Below are 16,272 nucleotides of genomic sequence, written 5' to 3'. Positions count from 1 at the left end.
GTCAAAACACGATCTCCACCGAGGCGTAGACCCGGTCGTTGCCGTCGTAGGCGCCGAAGAAGGACTCGGTCGGCCCCTCGAAGATCTGCACGCCCAGGGTCAGGGTCGCCGCGTCGGTCAGATCGTGCGCGAGGTTGAGGTCCATCGTCCAGTCGCGATCCTCGATGTTCACCGCCCCCCCGAGGGAGGCCGTGGTGTCCGGGTCGAAGCCGAACTCCAGCTTGGCGACGGCGGAGTTGGCGAGGCTGCGGTCGAAGGCCGTGCGCACGAAGGCGTTGCTGAGCGTGGCGGCGCGGGTCACGTGCTCGTAGGCGTATTCGGCGGTCAGCGACAGCTCCTCGAGCCAGGGCAGCGGGTCGTCCTTCCAGTCGCGGCGGAAGCCGATCACGGCGGTGAGGTAGTCGTCGTCCTGCCGGGACTCCCGGGTCAGGTGCAGGCTGGTCTCGCCATGCAGCTCGTAGTCGCCGAAGATGGTCGAGAAGCCGCCCCCGATCTCGGTGTAATGCGGGTAGACCGAGGTCAGCTCCAGCACGCCGCCGTTGACCCGCTGGGCGACGACCGGGTTGGTCGAGGGGCCGTGCACCACCGTCGCCGAGAGGTCCCAGCCGGGCAGCAGGGTGGAGGTGATCGCCCGCGCTCCGAAGGTCGAGCTGTCGAGCCCCGCCGGCGGCAGGGTCCGCGGGCCGACCGAAACGGCGGGCCGGAAGCCCAGCGTCAGGGCGGCGGCGTCGGCCAGCGGGTCGGTCGAGCGCGCCCAGCGGTTGTCCTGCGGCGGCAGCCGGTCGGGGGTGAACCAGGGCACGAACACGAACTGCAGGCCGATGTCCTGGGTGGCGTAACCGAGGCTCATCGCCAGCGCGCCCAGCTTCTCGGCCTCCGGCAGGTCGAGCTTGTCGCGGGCGTTGAGGTCGTCGGTCGGGCTGTAGAGGTCGGCCGCGCCCCAGCTGAACAGCTGCTTGCCGATCGTCGCCGTCCACGGGCCGTCGACATGGGAGACCCAAGCCTCCTCGACCCCCAGCATCGGCCGCCGCCGGCCGCGCTCGTCGAAGCGGATGCCGGAGCCGGCGCGGTCGCCGGTGTCGGCGTTGAACTCGGGCGTGAAGCGGACCTCCCAGGAATCGAGCACGGGGCCCGCGAACTCGACCCCCGCCCAGGCGAAGCCAAGGGCCTGGCGGTCGCCGGGGTACGGGTCCTCATGCGCGAAGGCCGAGAGCTTCACCGTGACCGTGGCGTAGTCGACGAGCGCCCTGAGGTCCTCGAGCAGGCGCGCGCGCGTCTCCTCCTGCGCCTGCGCCTGCGCCGTCCCGGCGGCGGGCAGCAGCGCGAGCGCCAGGGCGGCGGCGCGGATCGGGGCCCCGCCGCTCATGCCGCGCCCACCTCGGGCGCGGGGACCTTCCGGCCCAGCAGCGCCGACAGCATCGCCGCGACGGGGTCGCCCCCCGGCGGACCCGGGGGCGCGGAGTCGTCGTCCAGAAGGCGGTCCAGGTTGCTGCGGTCGAAGCCCAGGGGCGCGCCCTCGAGGAACGTCTGCAACGCCTGCGCGAAGCCGCCGAGGCCGGACTGGGTCTCGGCGAAGCGGACGTAAGGGGCGAGGGGGTGGGCCGCGTCCTCGGCGCTCAGCGCCGCGATCCGTTCGGCCCAGGCCGCGAGGTCAAGGCGCTCGGGCCGGCCGCCCGCCCGCTCCATCGCGTCGGCCACGTCGTCGGAGCTGAGCGGCGCCGCGCCGACGATGGCGAAGGGGCCGTCGCCGGGCCGGGCGTCCTCGAAGATCCGGCGCATGGCGCGCACGGCGAAGTCGGCCGGGGTCAGGAACATGTTGAGCCGGCTGCGCGGGAAGGCGCCGGCCTCGCGGCTGGCCTCCATCGCGCGCCAGACAAGGTCGGCGGCGCCGGTCGCCTCGGCCTTGCCCACGATGACCCCCAGGCGGTGGATGGTGACCGGCAGGCCGCGGGCCTGCGCGTCGCGGACCAGCGCCTCGGCCGCCCATTTGCTCTGGGTGTAGCCGCCAGCCAGCCGCTCGGGCGGGGCCGAGAGGTCGGGTTCCCGGACCACCCCGTCGGGGCCGGCGTCGGCGCGGCTGTAAATGGCGATGGTCGAGGCGTGGTGCAGGCGCTTGACCCTGCGGTGCAGGGCGAAGCGGACGACTTCCAGCGTGCCCTCGACGTTCGATCCCCGCAGCGCCGCGTAGGGCAGCACATGCTTCACGTCCGCGGCGAGGTGGAAGACCGCCTCGATCCGGGCGGCGAGCGCGTCGTAGGTCTCGCCGTCCAGGCCGAAGAGCGGCGCGTCGAGCCTTCCGGGCAGCGCCTCCAGCCGACCGGTGAGGGTCGCGGCCGGCAGGTCCGGCGCCGCAGCCGCCACCGCCGCCAGCAGCCGCGCGCGGGCGGACGGGGCGTCGGGCGCGCGCACCAGGCAGGTCAGCGAGACCTCGGTGAAGCGCAGCAGCTCGGCGATCAGCTGCGCGCCCAGCGCGCCGGCGCCGCCGGTCAGCAGCACCTGGCGCGGGCGCGTGGCTTCGGGCGGGATCTCGCCCAGGGCGCCGAAGTCGAGCGTCTCGGCCAGCCGCGCGTCGCGGGCCATCATCTCGGCCGCGCCGTCGTCCGCGCCGATCGCGGCCTCGGTCTCCGCATCGCCGGCCTCCTCGGAGCGGTCCGAGGCGAGGCGTTGCGCGATCACGCCCGCCACCCGCTCCAGCGACGGATCGCCCGCCATCAGCGAGGCGGGCAGGCCGACGCCGATGTCGGTCTCCAGCCGCAGGACCAGTTCGACCATGCTCAGCGAGTCCACGCCCAGGTCGGCCATCGGGCGCGAGGCGTCGATCTCCTCCGGCGGCAGGCGCAGGATCTTGGCGACCTCGCCGGCGAGATAGGCGGCGGCGATGCCCGTCCGCTCGGCCGGCGGCGCCTGCTGGATCTCGGCGCGAAGGCCGCCGCCGGTCTCGCCCGCCGCGGCGAGGTCGCCGGCGACCTCGCAGAACCGCGGCGCCCGGCCCAGCGCGCCGCCGGCCCGCGCCCAGTCCTTCCACGACAGCGAGGTGACGATGGCCTGGCCGCGCCCCTCGCCCGCCAGCCGGGCGATCGAGCGGGCGACCTCGGCCGTGGTCAGCCCGTCGAAGCCGCGGGCCTTGAGGTAGTCGGCCACCCGCTGGTCGCGGGTCAGGAAGCCCGCGTCGGTGACCGGGTCGAGGTTCACGCTCAGCGCCGGCAGGCCCTGCGCCCGGCGCTGCGCCGCCAGCCCGTCGAGGAAGGCGTTGGCCCCCGCATAGGCCGCCTGGCCGACGCCCCCCAGGATCGTGCTGATCGAGGAGGTGACGACGAACAGGTCCAGCGGATCCTCCGCGGTCAGCTCGTGCAGGTTCCAGGCCCCGGCGGCCTTGGCCCCGAAGACCACGGCGATGTTGGCCTCGTCCTCCTGCATCAGCATCCGGTCGCCGTAGCGGGCGGCGGCGTGGATCACGCCGCGCAGGGGACCGAAGGCCTCCCGCGCCGCGTCCAGCGCCGCGGCGGCGCCCTCGCGGGTCGAGACGTCGGCGGCGATGCAGAGCACCGTCGCGCCCTGCGCCCGCAGCGCCTCGATCGCCTCCGCGGCCGCCGCATCCGGGGCGCCGCTGCGCGAGACCAGGCACAGCCGGCGCGCCCCGCGCTCCACCAGCCAGGCGGCGAGGCCCAGGCCCAGGCCGCGCAGGCCGCCGGTGACCACGTAGCCGGCCCCGGGGTCGGCGCGGTAGTCGCGCGGCGGCGGAGCGGCGGTCATGCCGGGCTCGACGGTCAGCGCGATCTTGCCGATATGGCGGGCGCGGGCCATGTGCTGGAAGGCCGAGGCGAAGTCGTCCATGGCGAAGCGGCGGAACGGCAGGGGGCGGAACCAGCCCTCGGCCAGCGCCTCCTCCAGCGCCCGCAGCAGGGGGGCGAGCCGCCGCGGGCTGCGGACCTTCGACATGTCCACGGCGGCGAAGGTCAGGGCCCGGCGGAACGGGCGCAGGCCGATCAGCGTGTCCTGCTCGATGTCGCGCTTGCCCAGTTCGACGAAGCGGCCGCCGTCGCGCAGCAGCTCCAGGCTGCGGGTCAAAAGCTCTCCGGCCAGCGAGTTCAGGACGATGTCGACGCCCTCGCCGCCCGTCGCCCGCCGGATGGCGTCGACGAAGGCGTCGGAGCGGGAGTCGTGCACATGCCGCACCCCCAGCGCCCGCAGGAAGCTGCGCTTGAGCGGGCTGCCGGCGGTGGCGTGGACCTCGGCCCCGTGGGCGAGCGCGATCTGGATGGCGGCGAGGCCGACGCCCCCGGCGCCGGCATGGATCAGCACCCGCTCGCCCGCCTCGAGCCGCCCGATGTCGATCAGCGCGTGGCGCGCGGTCATCCAGGGGACCAGCAGGGTGGCGGCCTCGGCCGGCGACAGGCCCTCGGGCAGGACCAGGGCCTGGGCGCGGGGCACGGTCACGTGGCTGGCGAAGCAGCCGGCGCCCAGCACCATCACGCGCTGGCCGAGGCGGGCGTCCTCGACCCCCTCGCCCAGCGCGCAGATCGTGCCGGCGCATTCGTCGCCCAGCTCCAGCGCGTCGGGCGCGTCGAGCGGGTAGAGGCGCAGGGCCTTGAGCACGTCGCGGAAGTTGACGCCGGCGGCCTCGACCCGGACCTCGATCTCGCCGGGGCCGGGCGCCTTGCGGGCCACCGGCTCCAGCGCCAGCCGGTCCAGCGCTCCGGGCGAGGGGGCGGTCAGGCGCAGGCCATGGGTCGCGGTTTCCGGGTCGAACGGGGCCGCGAGCGGCGGCAGCGGCGCGATGCGGCTCAGGTGGCGTCGGCCGCCGCGCAGGGCGACCTGGTCCTCGGCGTCCGCGGCGAGGGCCAGTTCCGCCTCCAGCGCGTCGAGCTCGTCGGCGTCGGGCGCGGGCGAGAGGTCGATCAGCCTGCAGGCCAGCTCCGGCGCCTCGGCGATCAGCGTGCGGGCGAGCCCGCAGACGGCGGCCTGGGCGAGGTCGGCGCCCTCCGCCTCGGTCACCGCATGGGCGCCCGACGTGATCACCCGCAGCGACACCGCCGCGCCCGCCAGGCGCTGGGCGAGCCGCGCCAGCCGGGCGCAGAGCGCGGCGGCGCGGTCGGCCGGCGCGGCCCCGGGCAGGGCCCCGAGGGCGCCGAAGTCGAGCACCCGCGTCTCCCCCGTCCGCGGCGTCGGCGCCTCGGCCGGGTCGGCGCCGTCGGCCAGCGTCACCCGCGCCGGCCCGAACCGGGCGGCGAGCCGCCGGGCCATCTGCGCGGCGAGCCCGCCCGCGTCGGGCAGCAGCAGCCAGTGCAGGTCCTCGGCGTGGGGCGAGGCCGGGGCCGCCGCCGTCTCCTCCAGCGCCTCGGGCGCCCAGAGGCGGACGCGCATCCCCGGGCCGGCGTCGAGCTCGCCGAGCAGGGTCGCGGGCAGGTCGCCCTCGTCCGGCTCCGTCGAAAGGTCCAGCGGCGCGAGGTCGAGCGCGGCGCGGCGCAGGGCGGCCAGCAGGCCGTCGAGGCCGCCCGCCGCGGTCGCGGCGACGGTCAGCAGCCGCGATCCGGGGGCCGCGAGCCGCGGCAGCGCCTCCCGCAGGGCGAGGCCGGCTGCGGACCCCAGGATCGCCGCGTCGAGGATCACGAGGTCGTAGCGGCGATGCTCGGGGATCCCAAGGTCGGGCTCGCCCGGCGACCAGGCCAGCGGTCGCGCCCAGGGCGTGGGCTGCAGCAGCTCGGCCAGCATCGTGGCCTCGGCCGGCGAAGCGGCGCCGGCGTCGAGCGTGCCGCGCGCCTCCCCCAGCCGCGCGGCGATCGCTGTCGCGCGCGCCCCGGCGTCTCCGCCAAGGTCCAGGACCCGCAGCGGGCGGCCGGCGGGGGTCGCCGCCAGCGCCGCCTCGACCGCCTGCAGCGCCGCGGCGCGCGCCGCGGCCGGGGCGGGGCCGTCGACATGGTGGTGGTTGATCTGCCAGAGCATCGTGGGATCTTCGAGCAGCGCCCGCGCCGCCCCCGGCTCGCGCGTCAGCGCATCGAGCCGCCGCGCCAGCTCAGGCGCCAGCGCCAATGCGCCGAGCGCGCCGGGCCGTCCGCGCATCGCCTCGCGCCAGGCGTCGAGATCCGGCGCGCCGGCGGAGGCCGAGAGGCCCTCCCAGACAGTCGCAAAGGCGTCGGGGGCCGGAGCGGCCGCCGGCCGCGGCGCCCGGGCCAGGGCGTCGACGCCCGCGGCGGACCAGGGGCGGATCGCGGCGGCGGGCGACAGCGGCGGGGCCGCGCGCCAGGTGGAGACGTAGTGCAGCGCGTCGGGCAGCGGGCGGCTCTTCGCCTCGCCCGCGGTGGCGAGGACCTCGAGGCCCCGGGCCTCGGCCACGACCTCGCCGGCGTCGTCCAGCAGGCGGTAGTCGGCGATCATCCGCACGAAATTCGCCTCGCGCAGGCGCAGGTGCATCCACAGGGCCGGGCCGGCGGGGGCGTGCACCCGCAACGAGCCAAGGGCGCTGGGCGCGTAGAAGATCGGCCGGACCGCTCCGGGGCGCAGGTGGGTGCCCGCCAGGGCGAGCGCGTAGTTGATGTTGTCGAGCAGCGGCGGCGGCAGGATCGCGCCGTCGATCTCGTCCGCGAAATCCTCGGGCGTCTCGACGCGCAGCAGGATCTCGTCCTCGCCGACCCGGATCTCGCGGGTCAGCTGGAAGCGGGGGCCGAGCGACAGGCCGCCGGTGGAGAGGAGCTGGAAGACGAAGGCCGGGTCCACCTGCGTCGGGCAGCGGCGGCGGATGGCCTCGAGGTCCTCGGGCGCCGGACGCTCGACCCCGCCCGCGCCGGTCTTGCCCGTGGCGTGGCGGGTCCAGACCGCGCCCTCGCCGTCATGGCCGCTGGAGATCTCGAAGCGGCGGGTGGCGGGATCGACGGCGATGCGCAGGAGCTGGGGCGTATCGCCCCGGCGCAGGGCCAGGAACTGCTCGAAGCGCAGGTCCTCGACCACCAGCGGCGCGCGCCCGCCGGCAAGCTCCCGCGCGGCGGCGAGCGCCATCTCGATGTAGCCGGTGCCGGGGAACACCTGCTGGCCGCGCAGCTGGTGCTCCGCCAGGAAGGTGTGGATCCGGGGCTCCAGCGACATCCGCCAGATCGGCAGGTCGGAGGAGAGGCGTGAGGTCAGAAAGGCGTGCGGACGCGTCCGGGTGCGCGCTTCCAGCGAGTCGGGGGATTCCACCCACAGCCGCTTTTCCTGCCAGGCATGCGTGGGCAGCCGCGCCCACGGGGCCGAGCGCGGGCCCACGAGCGCCGACCAGTCCACCTCGACGCCCGCGCAATGAAGCTGGGCGGCGGCGCGCCCGAAGGTCCGCCCCTCGTCCTCCTCCCGGATCAGCGAGGCGACGATGGTCGCGCCGCGCGCGCGGCCCGCCTCGGCCAGGCCCCGGCGGATGTCGCCGCCGAGCACGGGGTGGGGCCCGATCTCGACGAAGGCGGCGTGGCCGCGGCGCGACAGCGCCTCGACCGCTGGGGCGAAGCGCACCGCGCGGCGGATGTTGCGCCACCAGTAGTCGGCGGTCAGCGCCTCGCCCTCCAGCCGGCCGCCGGTGACGGTGGAGACGAAGGGCAGCGTCGTCGGGCCCGGGACCACGTCGCCGAGCGCCGCGCGCAGGGCGTCCTCGCACGGGTCCATCAGGCGGCTGTGGAAGGCGTAGGCGACGGGCAGGCGGCGGCAGGCGAAGCCCGACAGGGTCTCGGCCGCGTCCTCGATCCGCGCCGCCTCGCCCGCCAGCACCACCGAGCGGGGGCTGTTGAGCGCGGCGATCTCCAGCGAGCCGTCGCGAACGCAGTCCAGCGCCTCGGCCTCCTGCCTTGTGCAGCCGACGGCGAGCATCGCGCCGCCGCGTTTCGACAGCTCCATCACCCGGCCGCGCTCATGGATCACGCGCACCGCCTGTTCAAGGTCGAGCGCGCCGCTGGCCCAGGCGGCGGCGACCTCGCCGACGCTGTGGCCGACGACGGCCGCGGGCGTGACGCCCAGCGCGCGCCACATCTCGGTGAGGCCGGCCTGCAGGGCGAAGATGCAGGGCTGGGCGATGGCGGTCTCGGCCATGCGCGAGGCGCCCTCGTCGGCCAGCAGCGCCGCGCGCAGGTCCCAGCCGCCGAAGCCGCGCTGGATCTCGTCGCAGGCGTCGACCATGGCGCGGAAGCGGGGGGCGTTTTCGTAGAGCTCGCGGCCCATGCCCCACCACTGCGGGCCCTGGCCGGAATAGACGAAGACCGGGGCGCCGGGCGCCTCCTCGGCCGTGCCCTCGATCAGGTCGGGGTCCGGGGCGCCGGCGGCGAACGCGTCGAGCGCGCGGCGCAGCTCGGCCGGGCCGTCGCCGAACACCGCCAGACGGCGGGCGTGCCCGGCGCGGCGCAGGGCGGCGGCGCGCAGGATCCCTGGCAGGGCGAGGCCGGGCGCGTCCAGCGCCTCGGCCATCCGCGCGGCGTTGGCCTTCAGCGCCTCCGGCGAGGGGGCGGAGATCAGCAGCGGCGCCGCGATCCCCTCGGCGGGGGCGGGCGCCGGCGCGGCCTCCGCGACCGCGGGGGCCGGCGCGAGGATCGCGTGGGCGTTGGTCCCGCCAAAGCCGAAGGAGTTGATCGCGGCGCAGGGCGGGGCGTCGTCCTCGTGGGCGCCGTCGTGGCCGGGCGCGAAGGGCTGCGCCTCGGTCGGCACCTGCAGGCCCAGGGCGTCGAAGTCGATCTCGGGGTTCGGCGTCTCGAAATGCAGGTTCGGGGGCACGACGCCATGGCTCAGCACCAGGCAGGTCTTGATCAGCCCCGCGATGCCGGCGCCGGCCTCGAGATGGCCGATGTTGGTCTTCACCGAGCCGACCGGGCAGGGCGCCCCTGTCTGCGCCTGTCCGTAGACCGTGCCGACGGCCCGCGCCTCGATCGGGTCGCCGATGGCGGTGCCGGTGCCGTGGGCCTCGATGTAGCGGACCTGGGCGGGGGAGATGCCGGCCTCGGCCGCGGTCTCGCGCGCGAGCGTCGCCTGGGCGGTCTCGGAGGGCATGAAGATGCCGCGGGTGCGGCCGTCCTGGTTGACGCCGGTCGCCAGCAGGCGGGCGTGGATGCGGTCGCCGTCGGCCAGCGCCTCGTCGGTGCGGCGCAGGACCACGGCGCCGGCGCCCTCGGCGCGCACGAAGCCGTCGCCGCGCGCGTCGAACGCCTTGCAGCGCCCGTCCGCCGACAGCATCGAGCTGGCCGAGAACGACACGAACATATGCGGCTGGACGATCAGGTTGGCGCCGCCGACGACGGCCAGGTCGCACTCGCCGGCTTCGAGCGCTCGCCGCGCGAGATGCAGCGCCACCAGCGAGGACGAGCAGGCGGTGTCCACGGTGATGCTGGGCCCCTCGAGGTTCAGCGCGTGCGAGATCCGGTTCGAGGCCATCGAGGCGCTGCCCCCGATCGCCGTGAAGGGCGAGGCGGGCATCAGGTCCGCCCGGCTGACCTGGCCGTCGGAATAGTCGTGGGTCGACAGTCCCACGAACACCCCGACCCGCGGCGCGCCGGCGTCGCGGCGCCCGGGGCGCGCGGCGTGGCCCGCGTCCTCCAGCGCCTCCCAGGCCACGCGCAGCAGCAGGCGGTGCTGCGGATCCATGTACTCGGCCTCGGCGTCCGAGAGGCCGAAGAAGCCTGCGTCGAAGCGGTCGAACCCGTCCACCAGACCGGCCCATTTGCCGTAGCTGTGCAGCGGCCGCCCCCGCTGGGGATTGTAGTAGGAGGCGAGGGACCACCGCTCGGGCGGCATCTCGCGGATCGCGTCCTCGCGGCCCATGAGGTTGCGCCACAGGCGCGCGGGACTGTCGGCGCCTCCGGGAAACAGACAGCCCATACCCACGATCGAAATGCTGGCTTTCGACGGTTCCAACGCGCACCCCCCACAGGCTATGTCACGGGACAAGATGAGCAATTCGAACCCGTCTCCCCACGGGAGCTTACGAAATGACGCAGCGCCAGGCAACAGGATCAACGGCTGCGACACCTCAAGGCGGCGACGCCCGCGCGCAACGCCGGGCCCGCCCTCAGGCGGCGGCGATCTCGCGCCAGGGCGCGAAGGCCTCAGTCCGGAGGCAATTCATCGTTAGGCGGCAGATGCGGCGCATGCCCGGGCCTGTCGCATCGCGCTTCGGGCCGCCATCCGGTCTACGTGTCAAGGCTCCGCGGACGCCTGGGCGACTCGCTCCCGCGGAAACGTCTGACCGAGACGCTGCGGCGCCTCTCCCGCGCCCTCTGCGCCCAGATGTTCATGGGCAGAGAGGGCGGCGGGCCCGGTCGGGCTGCGCCCGCGACGCTTGCGGCGCGCGAAGGCGGGGCCGATGCGATGTCGCTGGCCCCGCCGGTGACGACGGCGGTTCGGCCGGTCGTCGTCACATCTCGGATGCTTGCTCAGGCGCGCAGGGCGTCGAGGCTGAAGCGCCCGGCCCCGAAGACGGCGACCTGGATCAGCCCGCCGGCGATGGCGAGGTTCTTCAACAACTGGATCGCCTGGCCCGGGTCCGAGAGATCCGCGTGGAAGATCAGCCCGGTGGCAAGGCAGAACGCGGCCAGCAGGCCGGCGGCGGCGCGGGCGCCCGCGCCGAGGACCAGCGCCAGCGCGCCGCCGAGCTCGACGAAGATCGCGACGACCAGCGCCACGGCGGGCGCCGGCAGGCCGTAGGCCTCGATATAGGCGAACGTCGCCGAGGGATCGGCGAGCTTCTCGCCGCCGGAGATCGCGAACACGCCCCCCAGCAGCAGCCGGCCGGCAAAGGCGGCCGCGGCAGGTGTGAACAGGGGCGAGCGGGGGCGGGGATGGGCGAGACTGGCGAGCGACATGGCGGGAGCTCCTTGGACGAAGGTCGCCGGTCCGGGACGCCGGGGCGCGATCCCGGTCACAGGTTCCGATGCGGCGACCAGGGGGACGGGAAGGGGGGGAGCGCGCTGGTCCGCGCTCCCCCGGACGGCGTCAGGCGGCCTCGACCTTCGGGCCGGGGGCATGGTCGGGATGGACGGCCCGGAAGCCGATCTGCACCCGGTTCCACAGGTTGATCGCGCCGATGGCGTAGCTCAGCCAGACGCGCTCCTCGGGGTCGAAGGCGGCCTCGACCTCGGCCCAGACCTCGTCGGGGGCGCCGGTCTGGGAGACCAGCGTCAGCGTCTCGGTCCAGGCCAGCGCCGCGCGCTCCTTCGCGTCGAACCAGGGCGACTCGCGCCAGCCGGCGAGGACGTGCAGGCGGGCGTGGCTCTCGCCGTCCTTCAGCGCCTCGTCGACATGGATGTGCATGCAGGCGGCGCAGCCGTTGATCTGGCTGGCGCGCAGCTTGACCAGGTGGAGCAGCTTCGCGTCGAGCGGGCTGTCCCTCAGCGCCATCTCGAAGGCCACCAGGGCCTTGAAGGCGGGCTGGGCGCGCTTGAAGTGGTCGGTCATGCGGGGGTGCATCGGGATCTCCTTTCGATCCTTGGGGAGCGGCGGGGCCGCGGGGGTTCAGGCCAGGGCGCGCAGGCTCGGCGCGGCGGCGAGGATCTCGGCGAAGACAGGCGGGTCGACGTTGCCGCCCGAGAGCACCACGACCACGTCGCCCTCCGACCGCGGCGCCGCGCCGGACAGGAGCGCGGCCAGCGCCACGGCGCCGCCGGGCTCGAGCGCCAGCTTCAGCGTCTCGAAGGCGAAGCGCATCGCGGCGCGGACGGCCTCGTCGTCCACGCTCAGGCCGGGCGAGAGCAGGCGGCGGTTGACCGCGAAGGTCAGCTCCCCCGGCGCGGGCGCGAGCAGCGCGTCGCAGATCGAGACGCCGCCCTCGCGCACGCTCTCCCGCCGGCCGGAGACGAGCGAGCGGGCGGTGTCGTCGAAGGCGGCGGGCTCCACCGGATGGATGCGGGCGCCGGGCGCGGCCGCGTGGATCGCGGTGGCGACGCCGGCCGCCAGGCCGCCGCCGCCGCAGGGAACCAGCGCCTGGCCGATCTCGCCGCCCGCCGCGAAGACCTGGGACACGATCTCGAGCCCCACGGTCCCCTGGCCCGCCATCACCAGCGGATCGTCGAACGAGGGGACCAGGACGGCGCCGCGACGCTCGGCGATCAGGCGGGCGATGGCCTCGCGGCTTTCGCGGCGACGGTCGTAGGGAACGATCTCGGCCCCCAGGGCGCGGGTGTTGCGGGTCTTGAGCGCGGGGGCGTCGGCCGGCATCACGACGGTCGCCGGAACGCCCAGCAGCCGCGCCGCCGCCGCCACCCCCTGGGCGTGGTTGCCCGAGGACCAGGCGACCACGCCGGCGCGGCGCTGGTCGCGGTCGAGGCGCGACAGGCGGTTCCAGGCGCCGCGGAACTTGAACGAGCCGGTGCGCTGCAGGCTCTCGACCTTCAGGAACACCCGGCGCCCGGTCCGCGCGCTCAGCGCCTCGGCTTCGATCAGGGGCGTGCGCACGGCCTGGCCGCGCAGGCGCTCGGCCGCCTCGCGCAGGTCGTCGATGGCCAGGGGCGTCGGGCGGCGCGCGGGCGGGCCGAGGCTTTCGGGCGCCGCGTCGTCTGGACAGGGGCGGCCGAATCCCGGCATCGGGTCGGCGGCGCCTGCGGGGTCTGGAAGTCGCATCGGCATGGCGGTCTGCCCTTCGGCTTGACGGGCGGCGCGGCGCCCGGTTGGGTTGGGTCGTCTCGATGAAGACAATCTGCGCCCTCGGCCGGGCCTGCGCAGTCGGGCCTGGGGCCGACGGATTACGACCAAGGGCTGGGCGCGCAGGCGGGCGCGAGCGAGAGGCGGCGATCTGATGCGGAACGACGAGGCGCGATCGACCGGGCCCGGGCTCGTCATCGAGATCGACCGCAGCCGCCGCCGCGCGATCGCCGAGCAGATCGCCGGCTCGATCCGCGACGCGATCGTCGACGGGCGGCTGGCCGAGGGCGCGCGGCTGCCGTCGTGGGTCGACCTCGCCGCGCAGCTGGGCGTGGCGCGCGGCACCGTGCGGCGGGCCTACGAGATCCTGGCCGACGAACAGCGGGTGGTCGCCTCAGGCGCCTCGGGCACGCTGGTGGCGCGGCCGATCGCCGACGAGCGTCCGCCCGGCGCCCAGCCCCGCCCCGGCGGCCGCCCGCTGCCCGATCCGATGCCCGGCATGACCCCGGCCTACGAGGCGCCCTCGCTGCCCTTCCAGAACGGGGTGCCCGCGCAGGAGGCCTATCCGGTCAAGGTCTGGGCCCGCCTGCTGGGCCGGGCCGCGCGGGCCCGCGCGGTCGAAAGCACGGTGCAGCCCGATCCCCGCGGCGATCCCGGCCTGCGCGCGCAGATCGCGGCTCATCTCGCCGTCGCCCGCGGCATCGACTGCGCCCCGGACCAGGTGGTGATGACCAGCGGTTTCCGCTCCGGCCTGACGCTCGCCATCGCCGCGCGGGGGCGGCCGGGGGCCGAGGCCTGGGTCGAGGATCCGGGGTTCCCGGTCATCCGCCGCTCGCTGGAATGGCAGGGGATGCGCCCGGTCGCTGCGCCCGTCGACGCGCAGGGGCTGGACGTCGCCGCCGCCGAGGCCCGCGCCCCCGGCGCGGCGCTGGCCGTCGTCTCGGCCTGCCAGCACGCCCCCCTGGGCATGGCCCTGTCGCCGGCGCGCCGCCGCGCGCTGCTGGACTGGGCCGCGCGCAGCGGCGCCTGGATCGTCGAGGACGACTTCCTGGCCGAGCTCCAGCTCGACGGCCGCGCCGTGCCGGCGCTGGCGGCGGAGGACGACCGCGGCTCGGTCATCCACCTGGGCACCTTCGCCAAGACGCTGGGGCAGATGATCGGGCTGGGCTTCGTGGTCTCGCCGCCCGCCATCGCCGGGCGGGTGGCCGAGGTCGCCGCGCATGTCCTGCCCGCGCCCTGTCCGATCGCCCAGCGCGGGCTGATGCATTTCCTCGAGGAGGGCCACTACCTGCGCCATCTGCGCCGGACCCGCACGCTCTACGCCGAGCGGCGCGGGCGCCTGCTGGCGGCCCTGGCCGAGGCGGGGATCGAGGCGGCGCCCAGCGGGCCCGCGGCCCTGGTCTGGCTGCGCGCGGACGCCGACGACGCGGCGATGCAGGAAGCCGGGTGGGCCCGCGGCATCGCCCCCGGACCCCTCTCGGGCTGGTTCGTCGACCCGGCCCTGCGCCGGCCCGGAGCCCTGATCTGCGCCACCAATTTCGACGCCCGCGCCGAGGCGGCGGCGCTGCCGCGCCTGCTGGAGGTGCTGCGCCCGCACCTGCCCTGACCGGGGCCGCGGCGCTCGGGCGGGGCCGCGGCGCTCGGGCGGGATCACGGCGCGTGCCGGCCCAGCGCGGGGTCGCGGACGCCGAGGATCTCGGCTGCGCGGACCAGCTCGGCCAGGGACGTCGCCGCCATCTTCCGCATCGCCGCGCCGCGATGGATCTTCACCGTCGCCACCGACAGGCCCAGCCGCCCGGCGATCTGCTTGTTCATCAGGCCCGCGGCGACCAGCGCCATCACCTCTCGCTCCCGCTCCGAGAGGTCGGCGTGGCGGCGGGTCAGGTCGTCGAGCTCCCGGCGCTCGGCGGCGGCGGTCGCGTCGCGGCGGATCGCGGTTCCGATGGCCGCCAGCAGGTCGGCGTCGCGGAAGGGCTTCTCGAGGAAGTCCACGGCGCCGGCCTTCATCGCCCGCACGGTCATCGGAATGTCGCCGAAGGCGGTCATCAGCACGGCGGGCAGTCCCGCGTCGTCTTCGGCCAGCCGCTCCAGCAGGTCGAGCCCGCTTTCGGCGCGCAGGCGCACGTCGAGCAGCAGGCAGGCCGGGCCCGGCGGGCGGGCGGCGGCCAGCAGCTCGCGCGTCGTCTCGAAGGGCCTCGCCGCGTAGCCGGCAGAGGCGAGCAGCTCGACCAGGGCCCCGCGAAGCTCGGCGTCGTCGTCGAGGATCCAGACCACCGGGTCGACCGGCGACGAGGGCGCGGGCCGGCTCATTCCGCGGCCTGGCGCAGGGCAGGCGCCGTGTCGGTGGCCGCCGGCAGCTCGACCACGAAGCAGGCGCCGGGCCGGGGCGCGCGGAGCTCGGCGCGGATGACGCCGCCATGCGCCTCGACGATGTTGCGGCAGATGGCGAGGCCCATGCCCATGCCGCCCGCACGGGTCGTGAAGAACGGGTCGAACGCCCGCTCGTGCGTCTCGGGGTCGAGTCCGCGGCCGCGGTCGCCGACGCTCAGCCGCAGCCGGTCGCCGGCCTCGGCCAGCGCGATCTCGATCTGCCGGCGCTCGGCGGGCAGGCCGCGCGAGGCTTCCAGCGCGTTCAGGACGAGGTTCATCAGCACCTGCTGTATCTGGATGCGGTCGCCGCGCACCGGCGGCAGGCGGCGGGGGGCGTGGAGCGAGACGCGCATGTCCGCCGCCTCGAGGTGGCGACGGGCGAGCGCCAGCGTCTCGTCGGCCACCTCGCCCAGGCGGACGAGGTCGGAGACGGCCTCGGAGCGCCGGGTCATCGCCCGGATCCGCTGCACGATCTGCGCGGCGCGCAGGGCGTTGCTCTCGACCTGCTCGAGGTTCTCGCGGGCGCGGGCGATGTCGGGGGTCTCGCGCGCCAGCCAGCGGGCCCCGGCGCGGGCGTAGGACACGGCGGCGGCGAGCGGCTGGTTCACCTCGTGCGCGATCGAGGCGGCGAGCTGGCCGAGCATCGAGATCCGGTCGTGATGGGCGAGCTCGTCCTGGGCGCGGCGCAGCTCGGCCTCGGCCCGGCGCAGGGGGGTGACGTCCATGGCCATGATCAGCGTGCGCCGCCAGTCGTCATGATCGGGGGGCAGGGCGACGCGGAACAGCACGTCGACCGTCCCGCCCGACGCGGTCCGGAAGGTCGTCTCGGCGTCGGCCCAGGGCGCGCCGGCGTGGATCGCGGCGAAGATGCCGGGCAGCGCGGCCTCGGAAGCGGCGGTGCGGAAGCGGCCGATGCCCTCGCGCAGCAGCTCGGCCGCGTCGGAGACCCCGAACAGGCGCGCGGCTGCGGAGTTGGCCTCGGAGAGGGCCGCGCCCGCGGCGGCCTCGCGCACCTTCTGCGGATGTTCGAGGAACCACTCGCGCACGTCGCGGCCGGCGCGCTCGGCCTCCTCGCACATCGGCAGGGCCCGCGACCAGTCGGCCTGCCACATCGCGAGGCCGGAGGTTTCGAAGATCGTCCGGTGCAGGCTGGCCGGCGCGGAGGCCGCGACCTCGGGCCCGGGCCTGCGGGCGCGCGCCACGCCGGCGGCGGCCAGCGCGAGGATGCAGACGACGGCGGCGCCGGCGCCCGCCCCGCGGGCCGGCCCCGCCAGCCCCGCGGTCAGCGCCATCGCGCAGAGGATCGCGGCCGCGGCCGCCGCCAGC

General features: G+C 76.0%; 8 protein-coding genes. 1 reads left to right on the top strand and 7 read right to left on the bottom strand.

The window, feature by feature from the left end; genetic code table 11:
• Nucleotide 1 precedes the first annotated feature (1 nt).
• The 5 genes from AAC134_RS06880 to AAC134_RS06860 all read right to left on the bottom strand — a co-directional run bounded on the left by AAC134_RS06880 (nt 2) and on the right by AAC134_RS06860 (nt 12,555).
• Nucleotides 2-1,366, bottom strand: coding sequence for a hypothetical protein (locus AAC134_RS06880; protein WP_339948329.1), 1,365 nt, complete (start codon nt 1,364-1,366; stop codon nt 2-4).
• Nucleotides 1,363-9,855 (bottom strand): thioester reductase domain-containing protein, encoded by an 8,493-nt coding sequence (locus AAC134_RS06875; RefSeq protein ID WP_339948328.1) that lies wholly within the window; start codon nt 9,853-9,855, stop codon nt 1,363-1,365. Before AAC134_RS06875 ends, AAC134_RS06880 begins: the two co-directional genes overlap by 4 nt.
• Nucleotides 9,856-10,373: 518 nt before the next feature.
• Nucleotides 10,374-10,802, bottom strand: a complete 429-nt coding sequence (locus tag AAC134_RS06870) for a DoxX family protein (protein WP_339948327.1) — start codon at nt 10,800-10,802, stop codon at nt 10,374-10,376.
• A 130-nt stretch (nt 10,803-10,932) separates the two neighbouring features.
• Entirely contained in the window at nt 10,933-11,406 is a 474-nt protein-coding gene (locus tag AAC134_RS06865; RefSeq protein ID WP_339948326.1) for a carboxymuconolactone decarboxylase family protein, read from the bottom strand.
• 45 nt (nt 11,407-11,451) lie between these two features.
• Nucleotides 11,452-12,555: a threonine/serine dehydratase gene (locus AAC134_RS06860; RefSeq protein ID WP_339948325.1), complete on the bottom strand. Its 1,104-nt coding sequence runs from the start codon at nt 12,553-12,555 to the stop codon at nt 11,452-11,454.
• A 175-nt stretch (nt 12,556-12,730) separates the two neighbouring features.
• Between AAC134_RS06860 and AAC134_RS06855 the strand changes: the two genes are divergently transcribed.
• Entirely contained in the window at nt 12,731-14,182 is a 1,452-nt protein-coding gene (locus AAC134_RS06855) for a PLP-dependent aminotransferase family protein (RefSeq protein WP_339948324.1), read from the top strand.
• A gap of 44 nt (nt 14,183-14,226) precedes the next feature.
• On the opposite strand, the gene AAC134_RS06850 is transcribed toward AAC134_RS06855, so the two are convergent.
• Both AAC134_RS06850 and AAC134_RS06845 read right to left on the bottom strand, forming a co-directional pair.
• The gene (locus AAC134_RS06850) at nt 14,227-14,886 is read right to left on the bottom strand and encodes a response regulator (protein WP_339948323.1); all 660 of its coding nucleotides are present in this window, start codon (nt 14,884-14,886) and stop codon (nt 14,227-14,229) included.
• On the bottom strand, nt 14,883-16,272 hold a 1,390-nt coding region (locus AAC134_RS06845; RefSeq protein WP_339948322.1), incomplete at its 5' end, for an ATP-binding protein. The genes AAC134_RS06845 and AAC134_RS06850, both read right to left, overlap by 4 nt.

The organism is uncultured Albimonas sp. (assembly GCF_963977235.1).
GTDB lineage: Bacteria > Pseudomonadota > Alphaproteobacteria > Rhodobacterales > Rhodobacteraceae > Albimonas.
Note: the sequence above shows the minus strand (reverse complement) of the source record. Positions and strands in the feature narration are given on the sequence as shown.